At 61.9% G+C, this 25,611-nt stretch carries 30 protein-coding genes and 1 tRNA gene; 14 read left to right on the top strand and 17 right to left on the bottom strand.

Translation table 11 applies throughout. The features are described 5' to 3' along the window. Positions 1–10: 10 nt before the first annotated feature. The gene (locus B5477_RS13745) at positions 11–1,687 is read left to right on the top strand and encodes a peptide ABC transporter substrate-binding protein (protein ID WP_159449060.1); all 1,677 of its coding nucleotides are present in this window, start codon (positions 11–13) and stop codon (positions 1,685–1,687) included. Positions 1,688–1,901: 214 nt separating this feature from the next. Here B5477_RS13745 and B5477_RS13740 read toward each other — a convergent pair whose 3' ends face one another. Together B5477_RS13740 and B5477_RS13735 are read right to left on the bottom strand one after the other, a co-directional pair. Beyond that, the gene (locus tag B5477_RS13740; RefSeq protein WP_079700205.1) at positions 1,902–2,267 is read right to left on the bottom strand and encodes an ACT domain-containing protein; all 366 of its coding nucleotides are present in this window, start codon (positions 2,265–2,267) and stop codon (positions 1,902–1,904) included. Then, the gene (locus tag B5477_RS13735; protein WP_079700204.1) at positions 2,264–2,905 is read right to left on the bottom strand and encodes an HAD family hydrolase; all 642 of its coding nucleotides are present in this window, start codon (positions 2,903–2,905) and stop codon (positions 2,264–2,266) included. The genes B5477_RS13740 and B5477_RS13735 overlap by 4 nt, the downstream gene beginning before the upstream one ends. A 152-nt stretch (positions 2,906–3,057) precedes the next feature. On the opposite strand from B5477_RS13735, the gene B5477_RS13730 reads away from it, so the two are divergent. The 3 genes from B5477_RS13730 to B5477_RS13720 are packed head-to-tail and all read left to right on the top strand — an operon-like array spanning position 3,058 to position 6,168. Then, positions 3,058–3,519: a MarR family winged helix-turn-helix transcriptional regulator gene (locus B5477_RS13730; protein ID WP_079700203.1), complete on the top strand. Its 462-nt coding sequence runs from the start codon at positions 3,058–3,060 to the stop codon at positions 3,517–3,519. Next, entirely contained in the window at positions 3,516–5,339 is a 1,824-nt protein-coding gene (gene ftsH / locus B5477_RS13725) for an ATP-dependent zinc metalloprotease FtsH (RefSeq protein WP_079700202.1), read from the top strand. The genes B5477_RS13730 and ftsH overlap by 4 nt, the downstream gene beginning before the upstream one ends. A gap of 7 nt (positions 5,340–5,346) precedes the next feature. Continuing rightward, positions 5,347–6,168 (top strand): glycosyltransferase family 8 protein, encoded by an 822-nt coding sequence (locus tag B5477_RS13720; protein WP_079700201.1) that lies wholly within the window; start codon positions 5,347–5,349, stop codon positions 6,166–6,168. Between the two features lie 148 nt (positions 6,169–6,316). On the opposite strand, the gene B5477_RS13715 is transcribed toward B5477_RS13720, so the two are convergent. The 3 genes from B5477_RS13715 to B5477_RS13705 all read right to left on the bottom strand — a co-directional run bounded on the left by B5477_RS13715 (position 6,317) and on the right by B5477_RS13705 (position 8,811). Continuing rightward, positions 6,317–7,291 (bottom strand): hypothetical protein, encoded by a 975-nt coding sequence (locus tag B5477_RS13715; RefSeq protein WP_079700200.1) that lies wholly within the window; start codon positions 7,289–7,291, stop codon positions 6,317–6,319. 143 nt (positions 7,292–7,434) lie between these two features. After that, positions 7,435–8,226, bottom strand: coding sequence for a TPM domain-containing protein (locus tag B5477_RS13710; protein WP_079700199.1), 792 nt, complete (start codon positions 8,224–8,226; stop codon positions 7,435–7,437). Between the two features lie 3 nt (positions 8,227–8,229). Continuing rightward, positions 8,230–8,811, bottom strand: coding sequence for a LemA family protein (locus B5477_RS13705; protein ID WP_079700198.1), 582 nt, complete (start codon positions 8,809–8,811; stop codon positions 8,230–8,232). Between the two features lie 234 nt (positions 8,812–9,045). Between B5477_RS13705 and B5477_RS13700 the strand changes: the two genes are divergently transcribed. Beyond that, on the top strand, positions 9,046–10,236 hold the full coding sequence (locus B5477_RS13700) for an ethanolamine utilization protein EutH (RefSeq protein WP_079700197.1): 1,191 nt from the start codon (positions 9,046–9,048) through the stop codon (positions 10,234–10,236). On the opposite strand, the gene B5477_RS13695 is transcribed toward B5477_RS13700, so the two are convergent. From B5477_RS13695 to dcd, 3 genes are read right to left on the bottom strand one after another with little or no spacing between them, the layout of a single operon-like run. Then, the gene (locus tag B5477_RS13695) at positions 10,233–10,505 is read right to left on the bottom strand and encodes a GNAT family N-acetyltransferase (RefSeq protein WP_079700196.1); all 273 of its coding nucleotides are present in this window, start codon (positions 10,503–10,505) and stop codon (positions 10,233–10,235) included. The two genes, B5477_RS13700 and B5477_RS13695, sit on opposite strands and share 4 nt — an antisense overlap. Before the next feature lie 19 nt (positions 10,506–10,524). Beyond that, on the bottom strand, positions 10,525–10,974 hold the full coding sequence (locus tag B5477_RS13690) for an NUDIX hydrolase (protein WP_079700195.1): 450 nt from the start codon (positions 10,972–10,974) through the stop codon (positions 10,525–10,527). 15 nt (positions 10,975–10,989) lie between these two features. Then, entirely contained in the window at positions 10,990–11,538 is a 549-nt protein-coding gene (gene dcd, locus B5477_RS13685; protein ID WP_079700194.1) for a dCTP deaminase, read from the bottom strand. An 86-nt stretch (positions 11,539–11,624) separates the two neighbouring features. Here dcd and mutM point away from each other — a divergent pair, with 86 nt between their 5' ends. After that, complete coding sequence (gene mutM / locus B5477_RS13680; protein WP_079700193.1) at positions 11,625–12,449, top strand: bifunctional DNA-formamidopyrimidine glycosylase/DNA-(apurinic or apyrimidinic site) lyase; 825 nt, start codon at positions 11,625–11,627, stop codon at positions 12,447–12,449. A gap of 4 nt (positions 12,450–12,453) precedes the next feature. Here mutM and B5477_RS13675 read toward each other — a convergent pair whose 3' ends face one another. From B5477_RS13675 to B5477_RS13660, 4 genes are all read right to left on the bottom strand, one after another. After that, positions 12,454–13,320 (bottom strand): SIR2 family NAD-dependent protein deacylase, encoded by an 867-nt coding sequence (locus tag B5477_RS13675; RefSeq protein ID WP_079700192.1) that lies wholly within the window; start codon positions 13,318–13,320, stop codon positions 12,454–12,456. Next, on the bottom strand, positions 13,241–14,056 hold the full coding sequence (locus tag B5477_RS13670) for a protein-ADP-ribose hydrolase (protein WP_079700504.1): 816 nt from the start codon (positions 14,054–14,056) through the stop codon (positions 13,241–13,243). The genes B5477_RS13675 and B5477_RS13670 overlap by 80 nt, the downstream gene beginning before the upstream one ends. Before the next feature lie 56 nt (positions 14,057–14,112). Continuing rightward, entirely contained in the window at positions 14,113–14,736 is a 624-nt protein-coding gene (locus B5477_RS13665; protein ID WP_079700191.1) for a 4Fe-4S binding protein, read from the bottom strand. A gap of 93 nt (positions 14,737–14,829) precedes the next feature. Next, a complete protein-coding gene (locus B5477_RS13660) occupies positions 14,830–15,231 on the bottom strand; it encodes a pyridoxamine 5'-phosphate oxidase family protein (protein ID WP_079700190.1) in 402 nt (133 codons plus the stop codon). 206 nt (positions 15,232–15,437) lie between these two features. Here B5477_RS13660 and B5477_RS13655 point away from each other — a divergent pair, with 206 nt between their 5' ends. Next, entirely contained in the window at positions 15,438–15,770 is a 333-nt protein-coding gene (locus B5477_RS13655; RefSeq protein ID WP_079700189.1) for a winged helix-turn-helix transcriptional regulator, read from the top strand. Between the two features lie 82 nt (positions 15,771–15,852). Here B5477_RS13655 and B5477_RS13650 read toward each other — a convergent pair. Further along, positions 15,853–15,927 (bottom strand) — tRNA-Thr (locus B5477_RS13650). 158 nt (positions 15,928–16,085) lie between these two features. Between B5477_RS13650 and B5477_RS13645 the strand changes: the two genes are divergently transcribed. Continuing rightward, positions 16,086–17,141 (top strand): peptidylprolyl isomerase, encoded by a 1,056-nt coding sequence (locus tag B5477_RS13645; protein ID WP_079700188.1) that lies wholly within the window; start codon positions 16,086–16,088, stop codon positions 17,139–17,141. A 350-nt stretch (positions 17,142–17,491) separates the two neighbouring features. On the opposite strand, the gene B5477_RS13640 is transcribed toward B5477_RS13645, so the two are convergent. The 4 genes from B5477_RS13640 to B5477_RS13630 all read right to left on the bottom strand — a co-directional run bounded on the left by B5477_RS13640 (position 17,492) and on the right by B5477_RS13630 (position 20,226). Next, positions 17,492–17,794 (bottom strand): DUF6809 family protein, encoded by a 303-nt coding sequence (locus tag B5477_RS13640; RefSeq protein WP_143533602.1) that lies wholly within the window; start codon positions 17,792–17,794, stop codon positions 17,492–17,494. 132 nt (positions 17,795–17,926) lie between these two features. Continuing rightward, the gene (locus B5477_RS15235; protein ID WP_165873042.1) at positions 17,927–18,103 is read right to left on the bottom strand and encodes a hypothetical protein; all 177 of its coding nucleotides are present in this window, start codon (positions 18,101–18,103) and stop codon (positions 17,927–17,929) included. A 436-nt stretch (positions 18,104–18,539) separates the two neighbouring features. After that, complete coding sequence (locus tag B5477_RS13635) at positions 18,540–19,433, bottom strand: diaminopimelate dehydrogenase (protein WP_079700187.1); 894 nt, start codon at positions 19,431–19,433, stop codon at positions 18,540–18,542. A gap of 97 nt (positions 19,434–19,530) precedes the next feature. Next, the gene (locus B5477_RS13630) at positions 19,531–20,226 is read right to left on the bottom strand and encodes an ABC transporter ATP-binding protein (protein ID WP_079700186.1); all 696 of its coding nucleotides are present in this window, start codon (positions 20,224–20,226) and stop codon (positions 19,531–19,533) included. A gap of 350 nt (positions 20,227–20,576) precedes the next feature. On the opposite strand from B5477_RS13630, the gene B5477_RS13625 reads away from it, so the two are divergent. From B5477_RS13625 to B5477_RS13600, 6 genes are read left to right on the top strand one after another with little or no spacing between them, the layout of a single operon-like run. Then, positions 20,577–20,765 carry a DUF951 domain-containing protein gene (locus B5477_RS13625; protein WP_079700185.1) on the top strand — a complete coding sequence of 63 codons (189 nt, stop codon included), beginning with the start codon at positions 20,577–20,579 and terminating at the stop codon, positions 20,763–20,765. Positions 20,766–20,819: 54 nt separating this feature from the next. Continuing rightward, positions 20,820–21,899 carry a peptide chain release factor 1 gene (prfA, locus tag B5477_RS13620; protein ID WP_079700184.1) on the top strand — a complete coding sequence of 360 codons (1,080 nt, stop codon included), beginning with the start codon at positions 20,820–20,822 and terminating at the stop codon, positions 21,897–21,899. A gap of 26 nt (positions 21,900–21,925) precedes the next feature. Then, positions 21,926–22,957 (top strand): L-threonylcarbamoyladenylate synthase, encoded by a 1,032-nt coding sequence (locus B5477_RS13615; RefSeq protein ID WP_242942206.1) that lies wholly within the window; start codon positions 21,926–21,928, stop codon positions 22,955–22,957. Then, complete coding sequence (gene coaE / locus B5477_RS13610) at positions 22,954–23,583, top strand: dephospho-CoA kinase (protein ID WP_079700182.1); 630 nt, start codon at positions 22,954–22,956, stop codon at positions 23,581–23,583. Before B5477_RS13615 ends, coaE begins: the two co-directional genes overlap by 4 nt. Continuing rightward, a complete protein-coding gene (locus tag B5477_RS13605; protein WP_159449059.1) occupies positions 23,564–24,142 on the top strand; it encodes a lytic transglycosylase domain-containing protein in 579 nt (192 codons plus the stop codon). The genes coaE and B5477_RS13605 overlap by 20 nt, the downstream gene beginning before the upstream one ends. Positions 24,143–24,183: 41 nt before the next feature. Continuing rightward, complete coding sequence (locus tag B5477_RS13600; RefSeq protein WP_079700180.1) at positions 24,184–25,590, top strand: aminopeptidase; 1,407 nt, start codon at positions 24,184–24,186, stop codon at positions 25,588–25,590. Positions 25,591–25,611 lie beyond the last annotated feature (21 nt).

Genomic DNA, 25,611 nt, shown 5'->3' with positions numbered 1-25,611 from the left:
GATGCTGTCTATGAAACGAATCGGCTCTTTGCTTCTGGCGCTGGTTCTCTGCGTATCCATGGCCGCCTGCGGCCGGAAGGAGGAGGGGAACGGCTCCTCGTCTGGCGCCTCTTCGGCCCCGTCGGGGAGCGGTGCGCCCTCGCAAAAGCTCGAGGGCACGGTCGCCAAGATTAATCTCGGCGCCGACCCCAAGACCCTGGACCCCAGCCTCAACTCGGCGTCGGACGGGAACAACGTGATTACCAACACCTTCGAGGGACTGCTGCGCGACTTCGGCAACGGCCCCGAGCCCGCCACCGCCGAGCACTACGCCGTCTCGGACGACGGGCTCACCTGGACCTTCACCCTGCGCGAGGGCGCGAAGTGGTCGGACGGGCAACCGGTGCGCGCTCAGGACTACGTCTTTTCCTGGCGGCGCACCGTGGACCCGAAGACCGCCTCGGAGTATGCCTACTTCCTCTATCCGATCCAAAACGCGCAGGAGATCACCAAGGGGGAAAAGCCCGCCGAGGAGCTTGGGGTGCGCGCGCTCGACGAGCGCACGCTTGAGGTCACCCTGGCCGGGCCCTGCGACTATTTCGAGGAGCTGGTCTGCTTCCCGACGCTCGCCCCCGAGCGGGAGGACGTGGTGGATGAGAGCGGGCTCTGGGCCAAGGACCCGAAGAAGGCCGTCTCGAACGGCCCGTTCTACCTCACCGACTATAAGCTCGGCTCCCACCTGGTGCTCTCCAAGAACCCCTATTACTGGGACGCCGAAAATACCAAGCTCGACCATGTGCTCTGCCGGATGATCGTGGACGCCTCCACCATCCTGACCTCCTTCAAGGCGGGGGAGATCCAGTGGACGGACAAGGCCCCCACCGAGGAAATCCCCGGGCTGATCGCCTCGGGAGAGCTCGAGGTGCTGCCCTACATCAGCACCTATTTCTACGTCATCAACCAGAACACCCCAATCGAGGCGCTGAAAGATGTGCGGGTGCGCAAGGCGATCAGCATGGCAATCGACCGGCAGGCCATCTGCGACATGGTGACCCGCGGCGGACAGACGCCCGCCATGGGCTATATCCCGCCCGGGCTCACGGATGATCAGGGCCGGGATTTCCGTGAAACCGCCGGGGACTATTACCTCGCGCCCACCGCCCAGGCCGCCCAGGCCCAGGCGCTGCTGGCCGAGGCGGGTTATCCGAACGGCGAGGGGATCGGGACTCTGGAAATCCTTTATAACACCGACGACAAGCACAAGGCCATCGCCGAGGCGGTACAGGAAATGTTAAAGCAGAACCTCGGCCTCTCGGTCAAGCTGGTCAACCAGGAATGGGCGGTCTTCCAGGACACCCGCAACTCCGGCAACTACCAGGCCCTCGCCCGCCACGGCTGGACCGGGGACTACCGCGATCCGCAGACCTTCCTGGACATGTTCATGACGGTCGGCGGCGCGCCCAACCCCCAGTCGGGCAACATGTATCAAAATGAGGCGTTCGACGCTTTGATGGAAAAGGCGCTCGCCTCCACCGGCGCCGAGCGGTACGACGCCTTCTATCAGGCCGAGGAGCTGCTGATGGAGGACGGCTATATCATCCCCATCCAGTACAATGTTCAGACCGTGCTCTCCTCTCCGAAGCTCACCGGCTGGTATCTCAGCTCGATCGGCAAGCTCTACCTGGGACGGGCTCAACTGGAGGAATAGGGGAACACCTTTCACGCCGCCGCATATGATAGAAGCATAGGACCCATCGGCCAGTCTGCGGCGCAGCGCGCCGCGGTGGATATATCCGTCCGCCGCCATCCCGGCGGCGGGCGGGCTGTGGCAAATCCGCCCGCCCCAAAGCCGGGCTGGGTATAAGTCGGCGTACAGGCAGCGGGAGGGGAACCGGTTTCGGTTCCCCTCCCGCTATTTTTCGCTATTCCACGTCATACCCCGCCTGCCGCAGCGCGGCGAGGGCCCGATCAAACTGTTCCTCTTTCGTGAGGACGTAGTCGGTGTCGTAGGTGGACAGGGCAAAGATGGAAATCCCGTTCCTTGCCAGCACCCCGGCGATCCCCGCGAGCACCCCGACCAGGGAAAAGTCGAGGGCGCCCGCCACCCGCAAGGCGCGCCAGCCGTCCTCCCGCGCCAGGGTGCTATCCGGGACCCTGTCTGTGGGGCAGACCAGTGAGAGCTCCCGGTCCGTCTTCCCCAAAAAGCACAGTTCACCGGAAAGGTCCACCCCCGAGAGGTCCGAAACCTTGCAGACGCTCAGCCCGGCGGCAAGGACCTGCAGCGTCATGCCTTCACCTCCCCGCCCACCAGGGAAAGGATTTCCCGCGGCTCGCGCAGGAAATAAGCGGCCCCCTCGCAGCCCGCGGTGGTGTAAGCGCCCCAGAGCGCCAGCGCGAAGTCCACCCCCGCGCCGGCGGCGCAGCGCAGGTCCTGCTCGGTGTCCCCGATGTAGAGCACCTCCCGCGGGTCGGCCCCCGACAGCTCGAGGTATTTTTCCATCGGCTCGGGGTCGGGCTTGTGGCGCGCGGTGAGCTCGGCGGTGGAGAGCACGCCGAAGCAGTCGTAAAGCCCCTCGAAGGGGGCGAGGGCGCGGCGCAGCTCACCGCCGGTGCGGCAGGTGACGATCCCGGGGCAAATGCCGCATTCCCTCAGCGATTCGAGCACCTCACAGATCCCGTCGAACACCCGCACGGTGTGCAGCAGCTCGGCGTAATAGCGGTTGCGCAGCCGCAGGGCCTGCTCCAGATCGGTGATCCCGATCATGGGATAGGCCTCCTCGTCGAGCATCCCGAGCGAGAAGGCCAGATCCTCATACCGCAGCTTCCTGCCCAGCATCTCCTCGGCCGCGCGCTGAAAGGAGACCATATTCGCTTCCTCCGAATCGAGGATGGTGCCGTCCACATCAAAGACCACGTACCGGTACATACCGTGCCCCCCTTGCAAAAAATTCCTTATCAGTATACCAAGCGAAGGGGGATTTTTCAAGGATTCACCGAACGTTTACAAAAAAGCCATGCGCCGGATACTATTTTCCATATAATCTATAATTAATAGATAATATAAGGGGGAAAGCGAAAGTGGACGCTTTGCAGTTTCGCCGGGAGCTTTTGGCGCTCTCCCGCAGGATCAAGGGGAATTTTGAAGAGCAGCTGCGAAGGTGCTGCGAGCCCTGCGGGCTGACGGCGGTGCAGATGCGCGCCCTGGTCGAGCTGCGGGAGCGCCCCTGCACGGTGGGGGAGCTGGGCCGCGCTCTTTTGATGGCCAGCGGGAATATCTCGCCGCTGTGCAAAAAGCTCGAGCGGGAGGGCTACCTGCAGCGCAGGCGCGACGGGAGCGACGAGCGGGTGGTGCGCCTTGAGCTGACGGCAGAGGGCCGCGCGCTGGCCGACCGGCTCGAGGAGCGGATCGACTGCCGGGTGATGGGACGGATGAACCCCAGCGGCGAGGAGATGGAACAGATCATCAAGGGCTTTGAGGTCTTTGTCTCCCTGCTGGAGCGGGGCATAGATACAGACGAAGAGAAGGGGAATGAAAAATGAAGGAACAAAAGACTCCGAAAAAGCCGCTCATTTTTTACTATATGGTCGTACTGCTGGTGCTCATGGCGCTCAACGCCTTTGTATTCCCGATCCTGATGCGCGCGCAGGTGACCCAGGTGGACTACGGAACCTTCCTGGACCAGGTGGATGCGGGGAACGTGACCACGGTGGAGATCCAGGAGAACCAGATCGCCTTTGCCGCAAAGGGGGAGGAAGGCAAGGAAGCGCTGTACATCACCGGGAAGATGGAGGACCCGCAGCTCGTCGAGCGGCTGCACGCGCGGGGGGACGTAAAGTTCAGCCAGGTGATCCCGAAGAAAAATTCGCCTTTGATGAACTTCCTGCTCACCTGGATCCTGCCGCTGGTGATCCTGATCCTGCCCAGCTTCCTGCTGATGCGGTTCATGAAAAAGCGGATGAGCGGCCCGAACGCCATGCAGTTCGGCAAGAGCAACGCCAAAATCTACGTGCAGGCCCAGACCGGCAAGACCTTTGCCGACGTGGCCGGGGAGGACGAGGCCAAGGAGGCGCTGCAGGAGATCGTCGATTTCCTCCACAACCCCGATAAGTACGCCGCCATCGGCGCGAGCATGCCGAAAGGCGCCCTGCTCGTCGGCCCGCCCGGAACCGGCAAGACCCTGCTGGCCCAGGCGGTGGCGGGGGAGGCGAGTGTCCCCTTCTTTTCGATCTCCGGCTCGGAGTTCGTGGAGATGTTTGTGGGCATGGGGGCCGCCAAGGTGCGCGACCTCTTCAAGCAGGCGCAGGAAAAGGCGCCGTGTATCGTCTTCATCGACGAGATCGACACCATCGGCAAGAAGCGGGACAGCGGCGCTATGGGCGGCAACGACGAGCGCGAGCAGACGCTCAACCAGCTGCTCACCGAGATGGACGGCTTCGACGGCAAAAAGGGGGTCGTGATCCTGGCGGCCACCAACCGTCCCGATTCGCTGGACAAGGCGCTGCTGCGCCCCGGGCGGTTTGACCGGCGCATCCCGGTCGAGCTGCCCGACCTGGCCGGGCGGGAAGCGATTCTGCGGGTGCACGCCAAGGATGTGAAGATGGAGGAAAACATCGACATGGGCTCCATTGCGCGGGCCACCAGCGGCGCGTCGGGAGCGGAGCTGGCCAATATCGTCAACGAGGCTGCGCTGCGCGCGGTCAAGCTGGGAAGGACGCTGGTGAACCAGAGCGATCTGGAGGAATCGGTCGAGGTGGTCATCGCCGGCTATCAGCGCAAGGGCGCGGTGATCAGCCAGCGCGAGAAGGAGATCGTGGCCTACCACGAGATCGGCCACGCGCTGGTGGCGGCCAGGCAGACCGAGTCGGCGCCGGTGCACAAGATCACCATCGTGCCGCGCACCTCGGGGGCGCTGGGCTACACCATGCAGGTGGATGAGGAGGAGCGGGTGCTGATGACCCGCGAGGAGGCGCAGAACAAGATCGCCACCCTCACCGGCGGCCGGGCGGCCGAGGAGCTGATCTTCGGCACCTTTACCTCGGGCGCCTCGAACGACATCGAGCAGGCCACCCGGATCGCCCGCACCATGGTCACCCGCTACGGGATGAGCGAGAGCTTCGACATGATGGCGCTCGAAACGGTGCATAACGAATACCTGGGCGGGGACAGCTCTCTGATCTGTTCGGGCGAGACCGCCTCAAGGATCGACGGCGAGGTGCTCTCCCTGATCCGCCAGGCGCACGAAAAGGCGAGGGGAATCCTCAAGGAGAACGTCCAAAAGCTGCACGAGCTGGCAAGATACCTGCTGGAGAAGGAGACCATCACCGGCGAGGAGTTTATGGAAATTCTGAACAGGGAGTGATTGACCGTTGAAGGAGCCGATTCACATTCTGGTGACGCTGGACCGGGGATACCTGCGGCAGCTGCTGGTGATGCTCACATCGCTCACAACCAGCGACCCGCACAGCCGCTTTGAGGTGCATGTGATGAACAGCTCGCTGAGCGAGGGGGACTTGCACTATCTGCGCGGGCGGCTGCGCCCGGGCAGCTGCGGGGTGCACGATATAAAAATCTCGGACGGCATGCTCGCGGGGGCCCCGGTCGAGGAGCGCTACCCGCGCGAGATGTACTACCGGCTCTTTGCCGCGCAGTTCCTGCCGGCAGAGATTCCGCGGGTGATCTATCTCGACCCGGATTTGGTGGTGCTGGGGAGCCTGCGCCCGCTGTGGGAGATGGAGATGGGCGAATCCTTCTTCGCCGCCTGCTCCCACCTGCACCGCACCTTCCGGCGGCTCAACGAGCTGCGCCTCGACCTGCCGCACGAGAGCGCCTATGTAAACTCGGGCGTGCTCCTGATGAACCTCGACGCTCTGCGGCAGCAGCAAGACATAGGGGAGGTCCTTCGCTACATCGGGGAAAACCGCCAGAAGCTGCTGCTGCCCGATCAGGACGTGATCAACGTCCTCTACGGCAAACGGATCATCGAGCTCAATTCCCTGGTCTTCAACCTCAGCGACAGATATTACCGCTTTTATAACCTCAACCCGCAGAACGTCAGGGTCGACCTGGAGTGGGTGCGAAAAAACACGGTGATCGTCCACTACTGCGGGCGCAACAAGCCCTGGAAGCCGGGCTACCACGGCAAGCTGGGGGTGTTCTATCAGGAGTTCGAGCTCCGCACGCCGGTTTGAGGACGAAAGAAATATAAAATCGAAGAGCAGCCTTATAAAATTCTCCTGGCGGGCTAGGGACACGGCCATTTCTATTGCCGCGGCCGTGCCCGGCAATAGAAAAAAGGGGGACGCGAAGAGAAAACTCTTCGCGTCCCCCTTTCGGATTTTATTCCTGAAAGGTAAAAATCTTGAGCTTGGGGGCAGTGACGTGCACCCGCTCGCCGGGCTTGCCGTCCTTGTGGTTGTAGTACCACACGTCGCCCATTTCCCACAGGCCGCTCGGATCGTTCAAGCCGAAGCTCGCCGGGAAGTTGGCTGGGTTCGAGAGGTTGGCGGCGGTGAGGGGGTAGCGCTGGACGTTGGCAACGACAGGATTGTCCCCATAGTTGCTGGAATATGCCGTTTGAGGGCCGTCAAACCAGCGGCAGTCCGTCAAGGTGCTGCTGGCGTTGATATTTGGCCGCCCGACCAGCCCTCCGGTTTCTAGGGAGGAACCGGAAACGGCGCAAATTCCGTAACAGCGCTCCACCGCTCCAATGATGTTGGCTGCCACGCCTCCCGCCTGTATGGCGGCGTCCGCCTTTCCATATGCCGCACAGTCGCGGATAACGGTGCTTTGCTGCCCAACGCCCAGCAGGACTCCCGCACAGGAGCCGCTTACGGAAACGTTTGCATAGCACTGGGAGAGCGTAACAGACATGCGCCACTCTCCGACCAGCCCGCCGCAGAATCGGGCGGTTTCATCATCGAGAGTGGTGCCAACGACGGAATAGGGCGTCTCGATTGCCAGGCGCTGGATCGTGGAGTGATTGATGTAGCCGAACAGCCCGGCGGAACGGGGGGTGTCCACACTGAAGTTTCGCACCCAATGGCCGTCCCCATCGTATTGCCCGCTGAATGGGGCGCTGTAGTTGCCGATGGGGGTCCAGAGGCTGGTGCCCTGCTCGGCCTCGACGTCGATGTCCCGCACTTGTAAGAAGGATTGCCCTTTGCCGAGATGGTTTGGGCTGTTGATATGCTGCAGCTGTGCGGCGCTCGACACAAGATATGGCGACGCGGCGGTGCCCTTCCCCACGTAGAACGCGCCCGCCGTCCCGGCCGGACACCCGCAGCTCGGCGGGATGGCGAGGGGCGTGTCCACCCCCGCCTCCCGGTCCAGCCCCTCCCGTCCCGGAAGGACGTGGCCGGTCNCGGGGTTTTCCCCGCGAACAGACGAAAAAAAGACCCATAGCTGCCTATGCTATGGGTCTTTTTCTTTTGTTTCATTCTGCCAGCGCCTGGGGGTTAAAACCCGCGGGAACCGCCGCCTCCGCCCGAGGAGCCGCCCCCTCCGGAAAAGCCGCCGCCCCCTCCGGAAAAGCCGCCGCCCCCTCCGCCGGAGAACCCGCCGCCAAAGCCACCTCCATGGAAGCCCCCGCCCCCATAGAATCCGCCGCCCCAGTGGCCGCCGAAATGCCGCCGGCGCCTAAAAAAGACGCCGAAGACCAGCGCCACAAGGACCAGCGCAATAATAAAATCCATGGGAGAGGAATCGTCCCCCTCTGCCGCCACGGCGGACTGTACACTCTCGGGCGGGGTCATGCCGTATTCCTCATAAACCGCGGGGAGCAGGGCGTTATAAAGGTTATAAATCCCCTCGTCGAACTGGTCCTGCGCGAGATAAGGCACGGCGTATTCGTCCATATAACGGGTGACCTTGGAATCGTTGAGCGCGCCCTCCAGGCCGTAGCCCACCTCCACCCGGATCTGCCGCTCGTTGGGTGCCAGCAGGATGAGCAGGCCGTTGTTTTTTTCGCTGTCGCCGATCCCCCAGGAACGGAACAACGTGTTGGCGTACTCCTCCACCGTGCGCTCGTGCAGGGAGGGGACGCTCGCCACCACGATCTGCGCGCCGGTGGCTTCCTGCAACGCCGCCCCCTGGTCGACGTAATACTGTTCGTGCTCGCTTTCCAGCACGTCGGCATAGTCGGCGGCATAGAAGTACTGGGTCGGCGCTTCGAGCTCAAAGGCGTGAGCTGTCAGCGAGAGGAGCAGCAGCTCGGGCAGGAGGAGAAGCGTTCGTCGGATACGTTTCATCGTTTACGCTCCAAAGTCCACGGTGGGCGGCGTTTCGGCGCCCTCGGCCGCCTCGAAGTAGTCCGCCTGCGAGAAGCCGAGCATCCCGGCGTAGAGCACGGTGGGGAAGGTGCGCAGCTTGCGGTTATACGACTGCACCACGTCGTTATAGTCCTTGCGGGCCACCGCGATCCGGTTCTCGGTTCCGGCCAGCTCGTCCATCAGGGCGGTGTACTGGGTGTTGGCCTTTAAGTCGGGATAGTTTTCCACCACCATCAAAAGGCGGCTGAGCGCACTCTGCATGGCGGCGTCGGCGTCGGCCAGCTCCTGCATGTCGCCGCCGGCGCCCGCGAGCCTGGCGCGCGCATCCGATACGGCGTCGAATACCTCCTTTTCGTGGGCGGCATACCCCTTGACGGTATTGACCAGGTTGGGGATCAGGTCGTTGCGGCGCTGCAGCTGGGTCTGGATATTCGCCTGCTGTCCGGTGACGTTTTCCCGCATGGTCACGAGCGAGTTATAGCCGGAAAATACCGAGACGACGAGCACCACCAAAACCAGCAGTACCGCGATCAGGGCAATTTTGCCGGCTGAGAGTTTTTTCATAGTATGAATCATTCCTTTATCGATTGATTTAACAGATTGTACCATCTATTGGAAAGGGATGCAAGAACGCTTTTGTAAATTATTCTTCCCCGCCATAAAAGCGATATGAAAAAGCCGCGCCAAAAGAATTTGGCGCGGCCCGGCCGGAACAATAAAAGTATTTGTTATTTGCCGCGTGCGCGGCACGTTGTGATATAATAAAAAGAGTGCCACACTGGGGAAAGGAATGTGAAAATGGAAGTTTTTGTGCAATCGCTTCAGCAGTACGTCTCATCAATCTCGATCCACACAGTTATCCTGTCGGTGACCATGATTTTCATGCTCGTCGGCGCGGTGGACCGCATTCGCAAAAACCGCCATGGCTACGGGGAAAAGTTTGAAGAGGGCTTCAAGGCGATGGGCCCGCTCTCGCTGGCCATGATCGGGATGCTGGTGCTCACCCCCATCCTGCGCCAGCTGCTCGAACCGGTGCTCACCCCCGTCTATCAATTCTTCGGGGCGAGCCCCGCCATGTTCGGCGGGACGCTGCTCGCCTGCGACATGGGCGGGTATCCGCTGGCCATGCAGCTGGCGGGCCCGGACGAGGCCATCGGCCAGTTTTCGGGGATATTGCTCGGCTCGATGCTCGGCTGCACCATTGTGGGGAGCGTGCCCATCGGACTCGGCATCCTCAAAAAGGAGGACAGGCCCTATTTTGCCTACGGCATCATGGTCGGGATGGTCACCATCCCCATTGGGATGCTCGCCGGCTGGGCGGTCATGCTGTTCACCGGCTACCCGATCGGATTTGTTTCCATGCTCAAAAATCTGCTGCCGGTGCTGCTGATCGCCCTACTCATCATCCTGGGACTGTGGAAAAAGCCGATGGCCATGCTGCGGGGGTTCACCATCTTCGGCAAGGGGCTGACCGCGCTGATTACCCTGTCGCTCGCCGCCGCGGTGCTGCAATATGAAACCGGACTGCGCTTTCCGCTCCTTTGGCAGATGGTCGAGCCGGGCGATTCGGGCGTGTCGCCCCTGATCGAGGCGCTGCAGATCGTCGGGCTGATCGCGATCGTGCTGATCGGCGCCTTCCCGATGGTGGAATTTATCACCCGGCACTTTTCCAAAGCCCTCGGCATCTTGGGCAGGAAGCTCGGGCTCGACGAAAGCGGCTGCGCCGGAATGGTGGCATCCCTGGCCAACGGCATCGCGACCTTCGGGCTGATCGAGAAGATGGACCCGCGCAGCAAGCTGATCAACATCGCCTTTTTGGTCAGCGCCTCCTGCGTGATCGGGGACCATCTCGGCTTTACCGCCGGGGTTTCCCCGGGGATGATCCCGGCCATGATCGCCGGGAAGCTGGCGGCGGGCGTGACGGCGGTGATCCTCGCCTGCGCGATGGCGCCTATGCTGCTTGAAAAGATCGGGGATCAGAAAAGCTAGGCCAGCAGGTCCTGCTGGTCCGGGTGCTTTTGAAACCATGACAGAGCGTAGGAACAGACGGGGGAGGCCTTGATCCCTTCACTTCTGAGATGCGCCGCCAGCGCCTGCAGCAGCTGTCCGGCCACGCCCTGCCCGCGCAGCGACCCGTCCACAAAGGTGTGGTCGATCTGCGCGACGCCGCGTTCATCCAGGGGGAAGGTGACCTCGGCGAGGACTTTGCCGTCCTCGCCGGGCAGCCAGATCCGCTCGGGTTCGGTGATAAAATTCATACGATGACCTCCTAAAGAATTATTCGAGACTCTCGCTGTAGGGGCAACCGGACAGCACCTGAAACAGGGCCTCCCTGCGCACCGGGATCATGTCCGGCGGCAGCGAATCGAGATCGAACCAGCAGAGCGCCGAGGACTTCTGCGGCTCCCTGATTTCGGGCGCGCCGTCATAGCGCAGGACCTCGAAGTAGATGTCGTAGTAGGTGCGCCCGCCGGCGCTGGCGCGGTGGGAAAGGTGGCGAAACTGCACGTCCTGCAGCGCGACCTCGATCCCCAGCTCCTCTTTACATTCCCGGGCGACGGCCATTTTAGCGGTCTCCCCCTCGTCGACGTGCCCGCTGCCGGCAAAATCCCATTTCCCGTCCATGAAGCCGGTGTTCTCCCTGCGGTGGAGCAGGATCTGCCGCTGCCCGTCCCGGGTGCAAAGCAGGATCGGGAATACGGCGGAATACGAGCGAAAATGTTCCATACGATGACCTCCCTTTTAAATGTCGCCTAATCGAAGCTCGCCGTCCAAAAAAATGCGTGAGCCGGTCGCGCCGCGCTGGCCCTGGTACTTTCCGCGGTAGGCGTTTTGAGCGCGGGCGTCCAATCTCGCGAACACCAGCTGGCCGATCCGCCGCCCGGCGCGCAGCTCGATGGCGCAGCGGTTGGCGTTGAAGAGCTCGAGGGTGATCTCCCCCTCGAAGCCCGGGTCCACCCAGCCTGCGTTCTGGATGAAGAGCCCCAGCCGCCCGACCGAGCTGCGCCCCTCGACAAAGGCGGTCATGTCGCCGGGGAGCTTGATATACTCCATGGTGCTTGCCAGCACAAACTGACCCGGGAGCAGCAGATAGCGCTCGGCCCGGATCGTTTTATAATGGATCCTTTGATCCAGCCGCAGCACCCCCTCGCTCCCGTCCTCCACGATTCCATAGGTGTCCCCCAACCGGATGTCCACGCTGGCGGGCTGGACCTGGCCGGGCGTCAGGGGGGAGATGCCGAGCTCCCCGTTTTGCAGCAGCGAGCGGATGGTGCCGTCCGACAGTACCATGTCGCGTCCTCCTTTGCAGCTTTCTGCTGCTATTGTACCACAATGGGAGGCGATCCAACCACAACATTTGAAAGGAAGGGTTTCATATGCCGGAACTGCCTGAGGTTGAAACCATAAAAAGAATCCTCGCGCCGCAGCTGTGCGGCCGCCGCATTGCGGCGGTACAGCTCGTCCGGCCCGAGGTGGTGGCCCATCCCGGCGCGCGGCGGTTTACCGACGTGCTGACCGGGAAGAAAATTATGGGGATGGATCGCCGGGGGAAGTTTTTGCTGTTCGAGCTGGAGGGCGGCGGCAGGCTGATCCTCCACCTGCGCATGACCGGCCAACTGCTGGCGACCCCGTCCGATTATCCGAAAGAGAAGCACACCCACCTGGTGCTCGGGCTGGAGGGCGGCGGGGAGCTGCGCTACATCGACGTGCGGCGCTTTGGGCGCTTCTGGCTGCTCGAGTCCGGGGAAGAGGACAGCTACAGCGGGATCGAAAGGCTTGGGCCCGAACCCTTCGGCCCGGCGTTTTGCGCCGGCTACCTGCAAGAGGCGCTGCAAACCCGCCGCCGGGCGATCAAGGAATGCCTGCTCGACCAGGGCGTGGTGGCGGGGATCGGCAACATCTACGCCGACGAAATCCTCTTCGCCGCAGGGATTCTCCCCGCCCGCGCGGCATGTACGCTCGGTCAGGAGGAGTGGCGGCGGCTGGAGAAGGCGATCCCCCATATCCTGCACCAGGGGATCGAAAACGACCGGATAACGTCGGAGCAGTACCTGGCCTTACAAGGCAGGGAGTACCGCGACGGGCCCTCCTTCGCCATGTACGGCCGGCAGGGGCAGCCCTGCCCCCGCTGCGGCGCGCCCATCGAGCGGATCATCCTCTCGGGGCGCAGCAGCTGCTACTGTCCGCGCTGTCAGGCCTGAGAGGCTATAAAAGCGAGAGTACCTCGCCGATGTCCTGCTCGATGCAGATCGCGCGCGGCAGGATTTCCTTTGGCGCCTGGGCGTCGGTGAGGTTCAGGCAGGCGTAGGCGGCGCTTGGATTTTGGGCGGTCAGCTGCCAGAAGGGGTATTTGATGATCCCCGGGGTGTTGCCGCCCACCCCCAGCTCGAGATAAAGTAGCTTCTCCTGTTGCCTGTTGCGCAGGAATTCCTCGTACCGCCCATGGGCCGCGTGCCATCCCGCGTCCTCCACAAAGGTGAAGTCGCAGCGCAGGTTCATCGACATCGGCCGCCCGCAGACGGGACAGCGGGGAATCAATTCGGATGGGATGCGCATGTCCCGCTGCCCGGCGAGCATGCGGCGCACCGCCTCCTCGTTGTCATAGGTCTTCTGGTGGCAGGGCAGGGAGCACTGCCAGAGCCCGTAGTCCCCCTGGGTGTAGAACAGGCGCTGCTTGTCAAACCCGGCGCGCTGGAAGCAGTGGTCCACGTTGGTGGTGATGACAAAATAGTCCCGCCCCTCGAGCAGCTGGAGCAGATTGTGATATGGCTCGCCCACCGGCGCGTCATAGCGGTTGTAATAGATGTGGCGGCTCCAGTAGGCCCAGTATTCCTCGGGGGTCCCATAGGGGTAGAAGCCCGCCGAGTACATGTCGGAGTAATGGTACCGCGCGATGAAATCGCCAAAGTGCTCCTCAAAGCGCGGCCCGCTGTAGCAAAGCCCCGCCGAGGTCGAAAGCCCGCTGCCCGCGCCGACGACGATGGCCCGCGCCTCACAGATCGCCGTGCGCAGCCGGTCGATCTGCTCCGAGCAGGGCGCGGTAGAGGGCGTAATCTTCATCTTTGAAAACATTGAAAATCACCTTCAGTCCGCCGCCGGTCTGCCGCAGGAATCCTTCCACGGTTTCGACGGCGATGGCGGCGGCTTTGTCGTTTGGGAAATGGAACTCCCCGGTGGAAATGCAGCAGAACGCCACGCTCGAGAGGCCGTGCTCCGCCGCGAGGGAGAGACAGGCGCGGTAGCAGGAAGCGAGCAGCTCGCAGTCCTTCTGCCGCAGCGGGCCGCGTACGATCGGCCCGACGGTGTGCAGGACATGCCGGGCAGGGAGGTTGTAGCCCGCCGTCAGCTTGGCGCGTCCGGTGGGCTCGGGATGTCCTTGGGCGGCCATGATCCGGCTGCATTCGTCGCGCAGCTGGAGCCCCGCCGCCGAGTGGATGGCGTTGTCAATGCACCCGTGGCAGGGAAAAAAGCAGCCCAGCAGGGCGCTGTTGGCCGCGTTGATGATGGCGCCGGCCCCAAGGCGGGTGATGTCCCCCTGCCAGAGGGACATCCGGGGGCCGCGCGCGCAGGCGGGCAGAGCGCCGGCTTCCACCACCCCGCGCGCCTGGCGCTCCGCGATGAGCAGCTGGTCCTGCACCGCCAGAAAGTCGCTGCGCAGCGGCAGCGGGGGGCGCAGGTTCATCAGGCCGCGCAGCAAGCGGCGCTGGGAATCTTCGTCCTGCGAGCAGCGGGCCGCCTGCTTGCGGTATTGCGGCAGCTCGAAGAGCAGGATGTCGATCAAATAACGGATCTGTTCCAATCGGTCCATAGCATGACCATTCCTTTCCGGACGCTTCACGCTGGTTCTCCGCGAAAAACTGCGGGTTATCCCAGCCGCTCGACCGCCCGCACCGGGCAGACCTCGGCGCAGTTGCCGCAGTGGATGCAGTGGCTGGGGTCGATGGCGCGGGGCAGGGCGTCCGCAATGCAGCCGACGGGGCAGATTTCCCGGCAGGCCCCACAGCCGATGCACCGCTGCGGGTCGATCCGGTAGCCGCTGCCGCTCGTCTGCTGCCCGCCGAAGGAAAAGGCTTCCCGCAGGGGCGGCAGCTGGGAGAGGTCGAAGTATTCGCCCTCGCCGCGATAGAGATGGAACACTTCCAGCGCCCGGCGGCTCTCTTCGCTGGGATAGATTTTCGCCATGTAGGGGTTCTCATGAAAAATTTCGTCCAGCTTCTCCCGGCCGATGTTTTTCACCGCGCCCCGCACCGAGACGGCCAGGGTGGAGAGGGTGCCCGATCCCTTCATCCCGCTGATTGCCACATAAGGATTTGCCGTCAGCCGCCGGTAAAAGGACTTGCCCCGCGCGGTGAGAAAATAGAGGCCGCTTTCGTCCGAGAGCATCATGTCGATGACGCAGGTACAGGGCAGGCCCTCCCCGTCCACCGTCGCGCAGACGGTGGAATGGATGTCGCGCTGCAAAATCTGCAAATAGTCCCTTGCTGTCATTTTATCACACACCCTCCTAATAAAATAGGCCCGTCAGAAAAACCGACAGCCCCCGGGGCGGCCGGCGGGCTGTCAGTCTCGGATCGGGAGGTTTTACAGGTCGTATTCCTTGGGCGGCTCGCCGGAAAAGTCGGCGATGACGGCGTGGGCGCCCTCGAGATAGAACACCTCGAAGATGGGGTTTTGGGCCTCGCCGTACTGCCCCTTGACGATGGGGTTTTGCAGGCACATCTCCTTGACGGCGCGGTTGTTCTGGAACACCGCCTTGCCGGCGAGGCGGATCCAGGCGAAGGCCGGGCTGGAGACCGAGACCTCGACGTAAGGGTTTTGCTGCATATCCTTGTATACATCCTTTTGGTTGTTGGTGCAGAACCACAGCTTTCCGTCCTGCTCGCCCGCGAACATGAAGGGACGGCACTTGGCCTTGCCGTCCCGGCCGACGGTGGCCAGGTACTGGACCGGGTTATCGGTTAAAAATTTGATGACTTCGTTCATGATGTTACCTCCAATTCGGCATGTGTGTGTGGCGCCGCCTCTCTACACCCTTATGGTAATGCGCCGGGGCCGAATTGTAAAGTAAGCACTTTTTTGTGCGATAGTTACCCAAAAGATACCGTTGGATGTTTACAGGGATTGCGGCTTGCATCGGAATGCCATCCCAGCTATAATGAGGCTATCTGAAATAAAAGGAGGAGGCTGCCATGCCCGAGACCAAGGACCTGCCCGCCTGTCCGGTGGAAACCACCCTGACGCTGATCGGTGACAAGTGGAAGGTGCTGATCCTGCGCGATTTGTTGGCGGGGACCAAGCGCTTCGGGGAGCTGCGCAAATCCATCGGCCACGTGACCCAGAAGGTGCTGACCGCCCAGCTGCGCGAGATGGAGCAAAGCGGACTGCTCACCCGCAAGGTCTACGCCGAGGTGCCGCCGCGGGTGGAGTACACACTGACCGAGACCGGCTATAGCCTCAAGCCGATTTTGGACGCGATGTATCGCTGGGGCGAAGGCTATAAAAGCAAGGAGCCAAAGGAGTAGCTGCACCGGTCGAGGCGCGTGCCAAACAAATCGCGCTCCCCACTTTCGTGAGGAGCGCGAATCGGGTGCGGCGGCCCGCCGCTGGAGCTACTGGTCGGAATCGAACCGACAACCTGCTCATTACGAGTGAGCTGCTCTGCCATTGAGCCACAGTAGCATGGTATGTTTCCCTACAAAACTGCCGATACTATTATACCGATAAGGCTTGGCGAAGTCAAGGGAGATATGGGGCTTGTTCACAAAATGTGGTAGACAGCCGGGATGTTACGGTGTATAATAAATCAGTTACCATCACGATTAGGAGGACAGTTTTATATGAAGTGTAAAACCAGGGCGGCAGCCCTGCTGATGAGTGCGGCCATGGTCTTTTCCCTGGCGGCCTGCGGGGCGGATACCAGCTGGGTCGCGGAGCATGAGGGCAACAAAATGAGCGCCGGGGTGTACATCCTTTCCGAGATCGACGCGTATTACGATGCGCTCGACAAGGCGCCCGACGGGGTCACCTCTCCCAAGGATGTGATGAAGGCGCAGATCGACGGGAAAACCGGCAGCCAGTTCATCACCGAGCGGGCTGTGGAATACGTCAAGCAGTTCTACACCATCGAAAAGCTCTTTAATGAGAAGGGGCTCACCTTCAGCGAAGACACCGAGCAGAATATCGTCAAGAACACTGACTACCTCTGGGAGTATTCGCAGGAATTCTACGAGAGAAACGGGATTTCCAAGCAGGCGGTCTCGACGCTCAACCAGAATCTCTACAAATCGGACATGCTCTTCTTCGATTTATACGGCGAGGGCGGCGAGCGCACCGTCGGCGACAGCGAGATCGAGGACTACTATGTCTCCACCCGTGCGCGCGTGCGGTATATTCCCTTCGCGTTCTTCGACCAGAGCAAGATGGAGATGCTCCCGGACGAGGAGAAAGCCAAGGTCGAGGAAAAGGCCAATTCCTACTTTGAGCGCGCCAAGGCGGGCGAGGACATGAACGACCTGATTGCAGAGTACGAGACCGAGCAAAACGGCGGCACCGCGCCCCACGAGCACACCCCCGGCATGCACGACGCCATCATCAAGGAGACCTCGCTTTCCCCCTCCTCCGACTTCGTAAAGGAGATGTTCTCCGCACCCATCGGCGAGGTAAAGCTCTTTTCGGACAGCACCTCCTATTATGTGGCGGTGAAGGTCGATCCGCTGGCGGACGACCGCTCCGACTTTGAAGGCAACCACGCCAAGCTGCTGCAGGAGATGAAGAAGGACGAGTTTGACGAGTACCTGCTCGAGCAGTCGAAGGACGTGCAGGTGACCTTCAACGATGCGGCCATCAAGCGCTACACGCCCGAAAAACTCAAGTTTGACGAGCCCGAGGAATAAGAGGCGGCGGTGGCGAGCCGCCACCCCCTATACGCGAAAGGACTAGCGTGCGAGGCGGCTGTGCTCAGCCCGCGGCGGCAGGGTGCCGCTCCCAATTCGCGAAAGGACTCCTTTACAAGGCGGCAATATTCAGCCCGCGTCCTGAATAAGAGGGTTCCAAGGGGGCGACGCCCTCTTGGCGGGTGCGGGCAGAGCCCGCGACCTTCAGCGCCAGCGAAGCGCGAGGAGGGTGAATCGAACCTCCAGTGGAGGTTCGAGAGGGAAACCCCAAGAGGGGGTTCCCTCAAAAACGATCTCTTCAAACAGCAGAAAAGTTCAGCCGCTGCGGGAGCTCCCGCAGCGGCTGTTTGCTAATCGTCCAGAATCCTTGCGCCGGTGATGGGACTGCTGTCCTGGAACACCTCGATCATCATGCGCACGCCGAAGGTGAAGCCATAGATAAAATTGTCCGTGTCATCCAGCTCTTCGAGATCGCTTTGCGTGTCGCAATACTCGTTCAGGAGCCGGATTTGCTCCTCGTCCAGGTGGCTGCGCAGCTTCTTTTCCTTTTCATTGTTTTTAAAAAAAGCATGCGCATAGAGGGAGTCATCTTTAAATTTGTAGTTTTCGGAGAAAAAATTGCTGTGGGCCAATTCTTCTAATGCACTTTTCATCATTCTGCTCCTTTCGGCACACGCCCCTTGAAAGGAGAAACCGCGTATGGTAAAATATTTACGCAGTTTTCCTTTCGGGGGCTGTGTGCGGGGGAAGCGGTGCGTTTCTTTGATGGAGTGGCGCCGCTTCCTTCATTTTTTGAGGTCGTCCTTTAACTTTTTAATCCCGCGCCTTGCCGCTTCTGCTTTTTTCACTTGTTCCTGCTCACAGTAAGCCTCTAACACTTCGTAGCTTTCGTTGTCTAAACGAATAAAAAGTGCTTTGTCTTTGGGGTTATCAGTGGGACGGCCCATTTTGGGACATGCCAAATATTCACCTCCTTTTGATATACAAAACTATAGCACAATTGTATATCAAAAGTCTATGTTTTTTCGACAAAATTTTCCTTAAACTTTGCAAGCAGCGGTTTGCCGATTTGGGGAACCCCCTCTTGGGGGTTCCCCGGCCGAGCTTCCACTGGAAGCTCGGCCTCCCCTCCCCGCGCTTAGAAGTCTTGCAGGACGCGGGCTGGACGCTTCCGGCCCCATACGTGGTCTCTTTCGCGAATCGGGGGCGGCACCCTGCCGCCGCGAATCGGGAGCGGCAGCTTGCCGCTCGCTGACGCTGAGGATTTCGCTCCCTGCGGGGAGCGCCCAGCAGGCTCTGCCCGCTGGACACCTGCCAAGGGGGCGTCGCCCCCTTGGAACCCTGTTTTTGCACACACCAAAAAAGCGCTGTGGAAACTTCCACAGCGCTTTTTATTCCTTAGACCAGGTGCTTGATGTGCTCCTCCCGCTCGCCGGGGAGCAGGTCCACCGGCGGGATCTCGATGAGGGTGTAGCAGCCCGGCTGCTGGCGCACGGCCGCCCGGGCGCTGGAGACCATCACCTGCGCGGTGAGGGCCGGGTTGTTGATGGACATCCGAAACTCGAAGCGCTGGTTGGGGGTCACGCCGGACACGCCCTTGCGCTCGAGCAGCACGCCGTGGCCGGAATCCCGGATGTCGTCCACACTGCGCACGAATTTGACGTGGGTTTCATCCTTCTTGAAGTAGTCGTCCTCCTTGATCCGGCGCTTGATGTGCTCGGGGTCATAGCCGTCCTCGAGCTCGACGTAGCACATGCGCCGGTGCATGCCGCTGCCCACCGGCACGGTGACCGACAGCGCATCCCGTACCCCCTCGATCGCCTTGATGGCGACGGTGTGGCCCATGCTCATGCCGGGGCCGAAGTTGGTATAGGTCAGCCCCTTGGGCGCGCAGGCGAGCAGAATGGCGCGGATCACCGAGTCGGTGCCCGGGTCCCAGCCGGCCGACATGACGGCCACCCTGCCGTGCTCCTTGGCGGCGGCCTCGAGCGACTGGTGCAGCGCCGGGATTTTCGAGTGGATGTCGAAGCTGTCCACGGTGGAAATCCCCAAGGAGAGGTAGTCTTTCGCGATGGCCTCGACCGAGCGGGTGGGCACGCAGAGGATGGCCACATCCGGCTTCTCTTTGAGCTTCTGGATGTCGTCCACCACCTCGAGCCCCTCGAGCGCGGGCGGGGGGTTGAGCGCCGAGCGGCGCACGATGCCGCAGAGCTCGAAGTCCTTCGCCTGGCTGACGGCCTCCAAAACGGCCTTTCCGATGTTGCCGTATCCGACAATGGCTGCCTTGATCATAAAATCTCCCTCTTTCTATAAGGCTTTGGCGGTGTAAGGGAACCTTCTGATCAAATTATAGCATCCTGCCGGGCTGTTAGCAACCGCTGACCGTGACTTAGGCGCTGCGATGCCGGGCGGTATCCGAAACGATATGCCCGTCGCGCAGGCGGATGACCCGTCCGGTGCGTCCGGCCAGGCCCGGGTCGTGGGTGATCAGCACGATGGTGCGCCCTTCCTCATGCAGGGCACGCAGGATGTCGATCACCTGCTCGCCCGACTGGGTATCGAGGTTGCCGGTCGGCTCGTCGGCTAAAATCAGCGCCGGGGCCGCGGCGACCGCCCGGGCGATGGCCACCCGCTGCTGCTGCCCGCCGCTCATCTGGCCGGGACGGTGGTGCATGCGGTGGGAAAGCCCCACCCTTTGGAGCGCCTCGCGGGCCAGGCGCTCGCGGGCCGCGCGGGGCAGGCGGCGGTAGATCAGCGGCAGCTCGACGTTTTCCAGGGCGCTCAGCGAGTCGATCAGGTTGAAGCCCTGGAAGATAAAGCCGATCTGCCGGTTTCGGATGTCCGAGAGCCGCTCATCCGTCGAGCGGGCGATATCCACCCCGCCGAGCAGGTAGCTCCCGCTCGAGGGCAGGTCCAGGCAGCCCATAATGTTCATTAAGGTGCTCTTGCCCGAGCCGGACTGCCCCACGATCGAGACGAATTCCCCCTCGCCAATCGACAGATCCACATCGTGCAGCGCCTCCACCTCGGCCTCGCCGCTGTCGTAGGTTTTGCACAGCCGGCGCAGCTCGATCAGGTTTTCCATGGTAAACCATCACTCCGTTTCCCTTATTTGTTCTAGTTTTCCGCTCCTGCGGGGAAATATCCACCGCTTTGGCAAAGCCGCTGAACGTGCGGGTTTTTCACCTTTTCCACCTTCCTTTCCACACAAATCATGCGGTTTTCCCGATTCATTGTGGAAAACCCGGTGGAAAGGGTTAAAAACCTGATATTTTATTCGAATAATACTATTCGTAAATCTTGGCCCCGACTTGTGGACGGGTGCCGCAGGAATTTTTGGGGAAAATAGTTTGGGTTATCGTTGCGCGGCATGCGGGGCATCTGATATAATAGATTTTAGACTCTGACTGGACTCACACGAAGGAGGAAGCGAGGATGGATGTGCGGGTGGGGGACACCCTGGTCATGAAGAAAAACCACCCTTGCGGGGAGAACCGCTTCGAGGTTCTGCGCAGCGGGATGGATTTCAAGCTGCGCTGCGTGGGGTGCGGCCGGCAGGTGATGGTCGCGCGCAGCAAATGCGAAAAAAACATCAAGAAGATCATCCATCAGGACGAGGGGTAGCGCCGCCCCCGTTTTTTGATTTCATTAAGTTTACAGAGTAACGGAGGAAACAGAATGTTTGATCAGTTGGAAGGCGTGGTCGAGCGGTATGAAGAAGTGGGCCGCCAGCTCATGGACCCCTATGTGGTCAGCGACAACCTGCGCTACCGCGACCTGATGAAGGAGCACAAGCGCCTGACCCCGATTGTGGAGAAGTATCTGGAATACAAAAAAGCGAAAGCCGACGCCGAGGAGGCGCGCGCCCTGCTCGAGGAGGGCGGGCTGGACAAGGACTTTCGCGAGATGGTGGAGGCGGAGTACGCCGAAAACCGCGAAAAGACCGAACGCTTTGCCGAGGAGCTCAAAATCCTGCTGTTGCCCAGCGATCCGAACGACGACAAGAGCGTCATCATCGAGATCCGCGGCGGCGCGGGCGGCGAGGAAAGCGCCCTGTTCGCCAATTCCCTCATGCGCATGTACACCATGTACGCCGAGAGCCAGGGCTGGAAGTGGGAGATTTTGTCCGCCAACCCGACCGAGCTCGGCGGCTTCAAGGAGGTCAGCTTCTCGATCGAGGGGGAGGGCGCCTATTCCCGGCTGAAGTTTGAAAGCGGGGTGCACCGGGTGCAGCGCGTCCCCGAAACAGAGAGCGCCGGGCGGATCCACACCTCCACCGTGACGGTGGCGGTGCTGCCCGAGGTGGAGGACGTCGAGGTGGACATCAGCCCCGGGGATTTGCAGATCGACACCTACCGCGCCTCGGGCGCGGGCGGGCAGCATGTCAACAAGACCGAGAGCGCGATCCGCATCACCCATCTGCCCACCGGGCTGGTGGTGGAGTGCCAGGACGAGCGCAGCCAGCACAAGAACAAGGACAAGGCGATGAAGATCCTGCGCTCCCGCCTCTACGAGCAGGAGCAGCAAAAGCAAAACGACGCCATCGCCTCGCAGCGCAAGCTGCAAGTCGGCACCGGGGACCGCAGCGAGCGGATCCGCACCTACAACTACCCGCAGGGGCGGGTGACCGACCACCGCATCGGGCTGACGCTCTACAAGCTCGAGCAGGTGCTAAACGGCGATCTGCCCGAGCTGATCGACGCGCTGATCACCTTCGACCAGGCCGAAAAGCTCAAGGAGCAGACCGAGGCGCAGTAGACCTTTTTTGGAAAAGAGGATTTTGCTTGGATACCCGTATGTTTGACTGGAAGGCGGACAGGATAGAATCCGGGGAGCTCTGCGCCGTCTGCGAGATATTGCGCCGCGGCGGGATCGTGGCCCTTCCCACCGAGACGGTTTACGGCCTGGCGGCCAACGCCCTGGATGAGCGCGCCGTCGCCAAAATATTTGCGGCCAAGGGCCGCCCGCAGGACAATCCCCTGATTGTGCACATCAGTGATCTTGCGATGATCGAGGAGCTGGTCACCGCCTTTCCGGAAGGGGCCCGGCGGCTGGCCGGGCACTTTTGGCCGGGCCCGCTGACCATGGTGCTCCCGAAAAGCGATAAAATCCCCGCCGCCACCAGCGCGGGGCTGGATACCGTCGGGATCCGCATGCCGTCGGGGGAGATCATCCGCCGGGTGATCGAGGAGAGCGGGCTGCCGCTGGCGGCCCCGTCGGCCAATCGCTCGGGGCGGCCCAGCACCACCAGCGCGCGGCACTGTATCGAGGACCTCTGGGGCCGGGTGGACGCCATCGTGGACGGGGGCGAGTGCGAGGTCGGGGTGGAATCCACCGTGGTCTCGCTGGCGGGGGCGACGCCCCGCCTGCTGCGCCCGGGGGCGGTCACCTATGAGCAGCTTTGCGCGGTGCTCGGCGAGGTGGAGATGGACCAGGCGGTGCGCGGGCAGGCCGACCCCGAAAGCCGGGTGAGCGCGCCGGGGATGAAGTACCGCCACTACGCGCCCAAGGCGAAGGTGCGCCTGCTGCTCGGCGGCGGGAAAGAATTTTCAGACTATGTCAACGCCCGCGCGGGCGAGGGGACTTACGCCCTCTGCTTTGCGGGGGAGGAGGGCGCGCTCTCGGTCCCGGCTATCGTGCTGGGGAAGGAGAGCGAGCCGCTGACCATCGCGCACCGCCTCTTTTCGGCGCTGCGCGAACTCGATGAGAAAGGAGCTGGAACGGTGTTTGCCCACTGTCCCGCGCCGCAGGGTGTGGGGCTGGCCGTCTACAACCGGATGGTGCGGGCTGCGGCGTTCGATGTGATCAAGCTATGAGCTATGTATTGGGGCTGACCGGCCAGACGGGCGCCGGCAAGACCACCGTCTGCGACGCGCTGCGCGCGCGGGGCGTGCCGGTGATCGACTGCGATCTGCTCGCGCGCGAGGTGATCGACAATTCGAAAAGCTGCCTGGGAGATTTGGTGCTGGAATTCGGGTGCGATGTGATCGACCACAACGGCGAGCTCAACCGCCGCAAGCTGGGCTCGGTGGTCTTTTCCGACAAGCGGCGGCTGCGCCGGCTCAATGAGATCACCTATCCGCACATCATGCGCCAGATCGAGGAGACGGTCGGAAGCTACCGCGAGGCGGCGGTGCCGCTCCTGGTGCTCGACGCGCCAACCCTCTACGAGGCGGGGGCGGATAAGCTTTGCGACGCCGTGATCGCGGTGCTCGCCCCCGAGGAGGCGCGCCTGCGCCGGATCATGGCGCGGGACGCGCTGCCCGAGCCGGATGCGAGGAACCGGATCAAGAGCCAGCACAGCGACGGCTTCTATAAAAAGCGGGCCGACTTCGTGGTCGAGAACAGCGGGACGCAGGCCGAGCTGCTCGGCTATGTCGACGAGATTCTCGCCCAGGTCTGCCCGGCGCAGGATGGAATCCATGAAACGGCAAACGTCTAAATACTTTTTTTATACCGTGATCGTGGTGGTGGTGATCGCCGCCTGCGGGCTGCTGCTCAGCTTCGGGCTGCAGAAATATTACAACGCGCGCTATCCGATGGAGTACCGGGGCGTGATCGAGTCGTACAGCAGGGAGTATTCCCTGCCGCCCTCCTTCGTCTTTGCGGTGGTCCATACCGAGAGCCGCTTCGATCCGCGGGCGGTCAGCGAGGACGATGCGCGCGGGCTCATGCAGATTACCAAGGACACCTTCGACTGGGTGCTCTACCGCATGGGCGAGGAGGAGATGGACTACGACGAGGTCATCTTCGACCCGGCGCTCAACGTGCGCTGCGGGACCTTTTTGCTGCGCTACCTCTACGACGAGTTCGGCTCGTATGACCTGGCGCTGTGCGCCTATCACGCGGGGCGGGGGAGCGTCAACGGGTGGCTGGCGGATGAGGAGTTTTCAGACGACGGGCAGACCCTCAAGGAAATCCCCTTCAGCGATACCCGCTGGTATGTCGAGCGGGTAAACGAGACCCGTAAGATTTATCAGGATTTATACGATTTGGAATAATATTATTAATTTATACTTTTGATAGATTGGGAGGTTCTATTATGCCGGAAAAAACCAAGGGAGAGCTTTTGCAGGAAAAGCTCTGCTATGAGGTCAAGAACGCGGGCGAGGAGATGAGCGAGCAGGAGCTCGCCAAGGCGGACGGCTTCTGCGAAGCCTATAAGGCGTTTCTGGACTACGCCAAGATGGAGCGCGAGGCGGTGGAGTTTGCCGTCTCGGTGCTGGAGGAGCGCGGATACCGCGCTTTCGAGCCGGGAAAGAAATACAAAACCGGGGATAAGGTTTACTACAACAACCGCGGCAAGGCGCTGATCGCCGCCGTGATCGGGAAGCGCCCGCTCTCGGACGGGGTCAAGATTCTGGCCTCCCACGTCGATTCCCCGCGGGTGGATTTAAAGCCCCGCCCGCTCTATGAGGACGGGAAGCTCGGGTACTTCAAGACCCACTACTACGGCGGGATCAAGAAATACCAGTGGGGCGCGATCCCCCTCTCGCTGCACGGGGCCGTCGTAAAGCGGGACGGCACCCTGCTGCCGGTGCGCATCGGCGAGGAGGAGGACGACCCGATCTTCTGCATCACCGACCTGCTGCCCCACCTTTCCCAGGAGCAGAACAAGCGCCCCCTCTCCCAGGGGCTCAAGGGGGAGGAGCTCAACATCCTGATCGGCTCGCGGCCCTTTAAGGACGACAAGGTGAGCGAGAAGGTCAAGCTCAACCTTTTAAACCTTCTGTTTCAAAAATATGGGCTGGTGGAGGAGGACTTCCTCTCGGCCGAGCTGTGCTGCGTGCCGGCCTTCCCGGCGCGCGACCTGGGGCTGGACCGCAGCATGATCGGCGCCTATGGCCACGATGACCGGGTCTGCGCCTACACCTCGCTGATGGCGCTGCTCGACTTGGAAGAGGTCCCCGATTACACCGCACTGGTGGTGTTCGCGGACAAGGAGGAGGTCGGCAGCGACGGGAACACGGGGCTAAATTCCTCCTTCCTGCGCTATTTCATCGCCGACCTGGCGGCCCCGCATGGGGTGGAAGCGCGCACCGTTCTGCACCATTCGATGTGCCTGTCGGCCGACGTGAACGCCTCGTTCGACCCGACCTTCGCGGATGTGAGCGACAAGCGCAACGCCTGTTTCCTGAACGGCGGCGTGGTGGTCACCAAGTATACCGGCAGCGGCGGCAAGGGCGGTACCAACGACGCCTCGGCCGAGTTCATGGGCAAGGTGCGCGGCATCTTCGACGACGCCAAAATCCATTGGCAGGTCGGTGAGATGGGCCGGGTGGACCTCGGCGGCGGCGGCACGGTGGCAAAATTCGTGTCGGCCCTGGATGTGGATACGGTGGACATCGGGATCCCGGTGCTCTCCATGCACTCCCCCTTCGAGGTGGTCTCCAAGACCGATATCTACGACGCCTACCTCGGCTTTGGCGCCTTCCTGCGCGCCGAATAGGCCGCAGCCTTGACAGCATGA

Origin of the sequence: Provencibacterium massiliense, from assembly GCF_900169495.1 — a bacterium.
Lineage (GTDB): Bacteria > Bacillota > Clostridia > Oscillospirales > Ruminococcaceae > Harryflintia > Harryflintia acetispora.
This window is presented reverse-complemented; position numbering and strand designations above follow the sequence as displayed.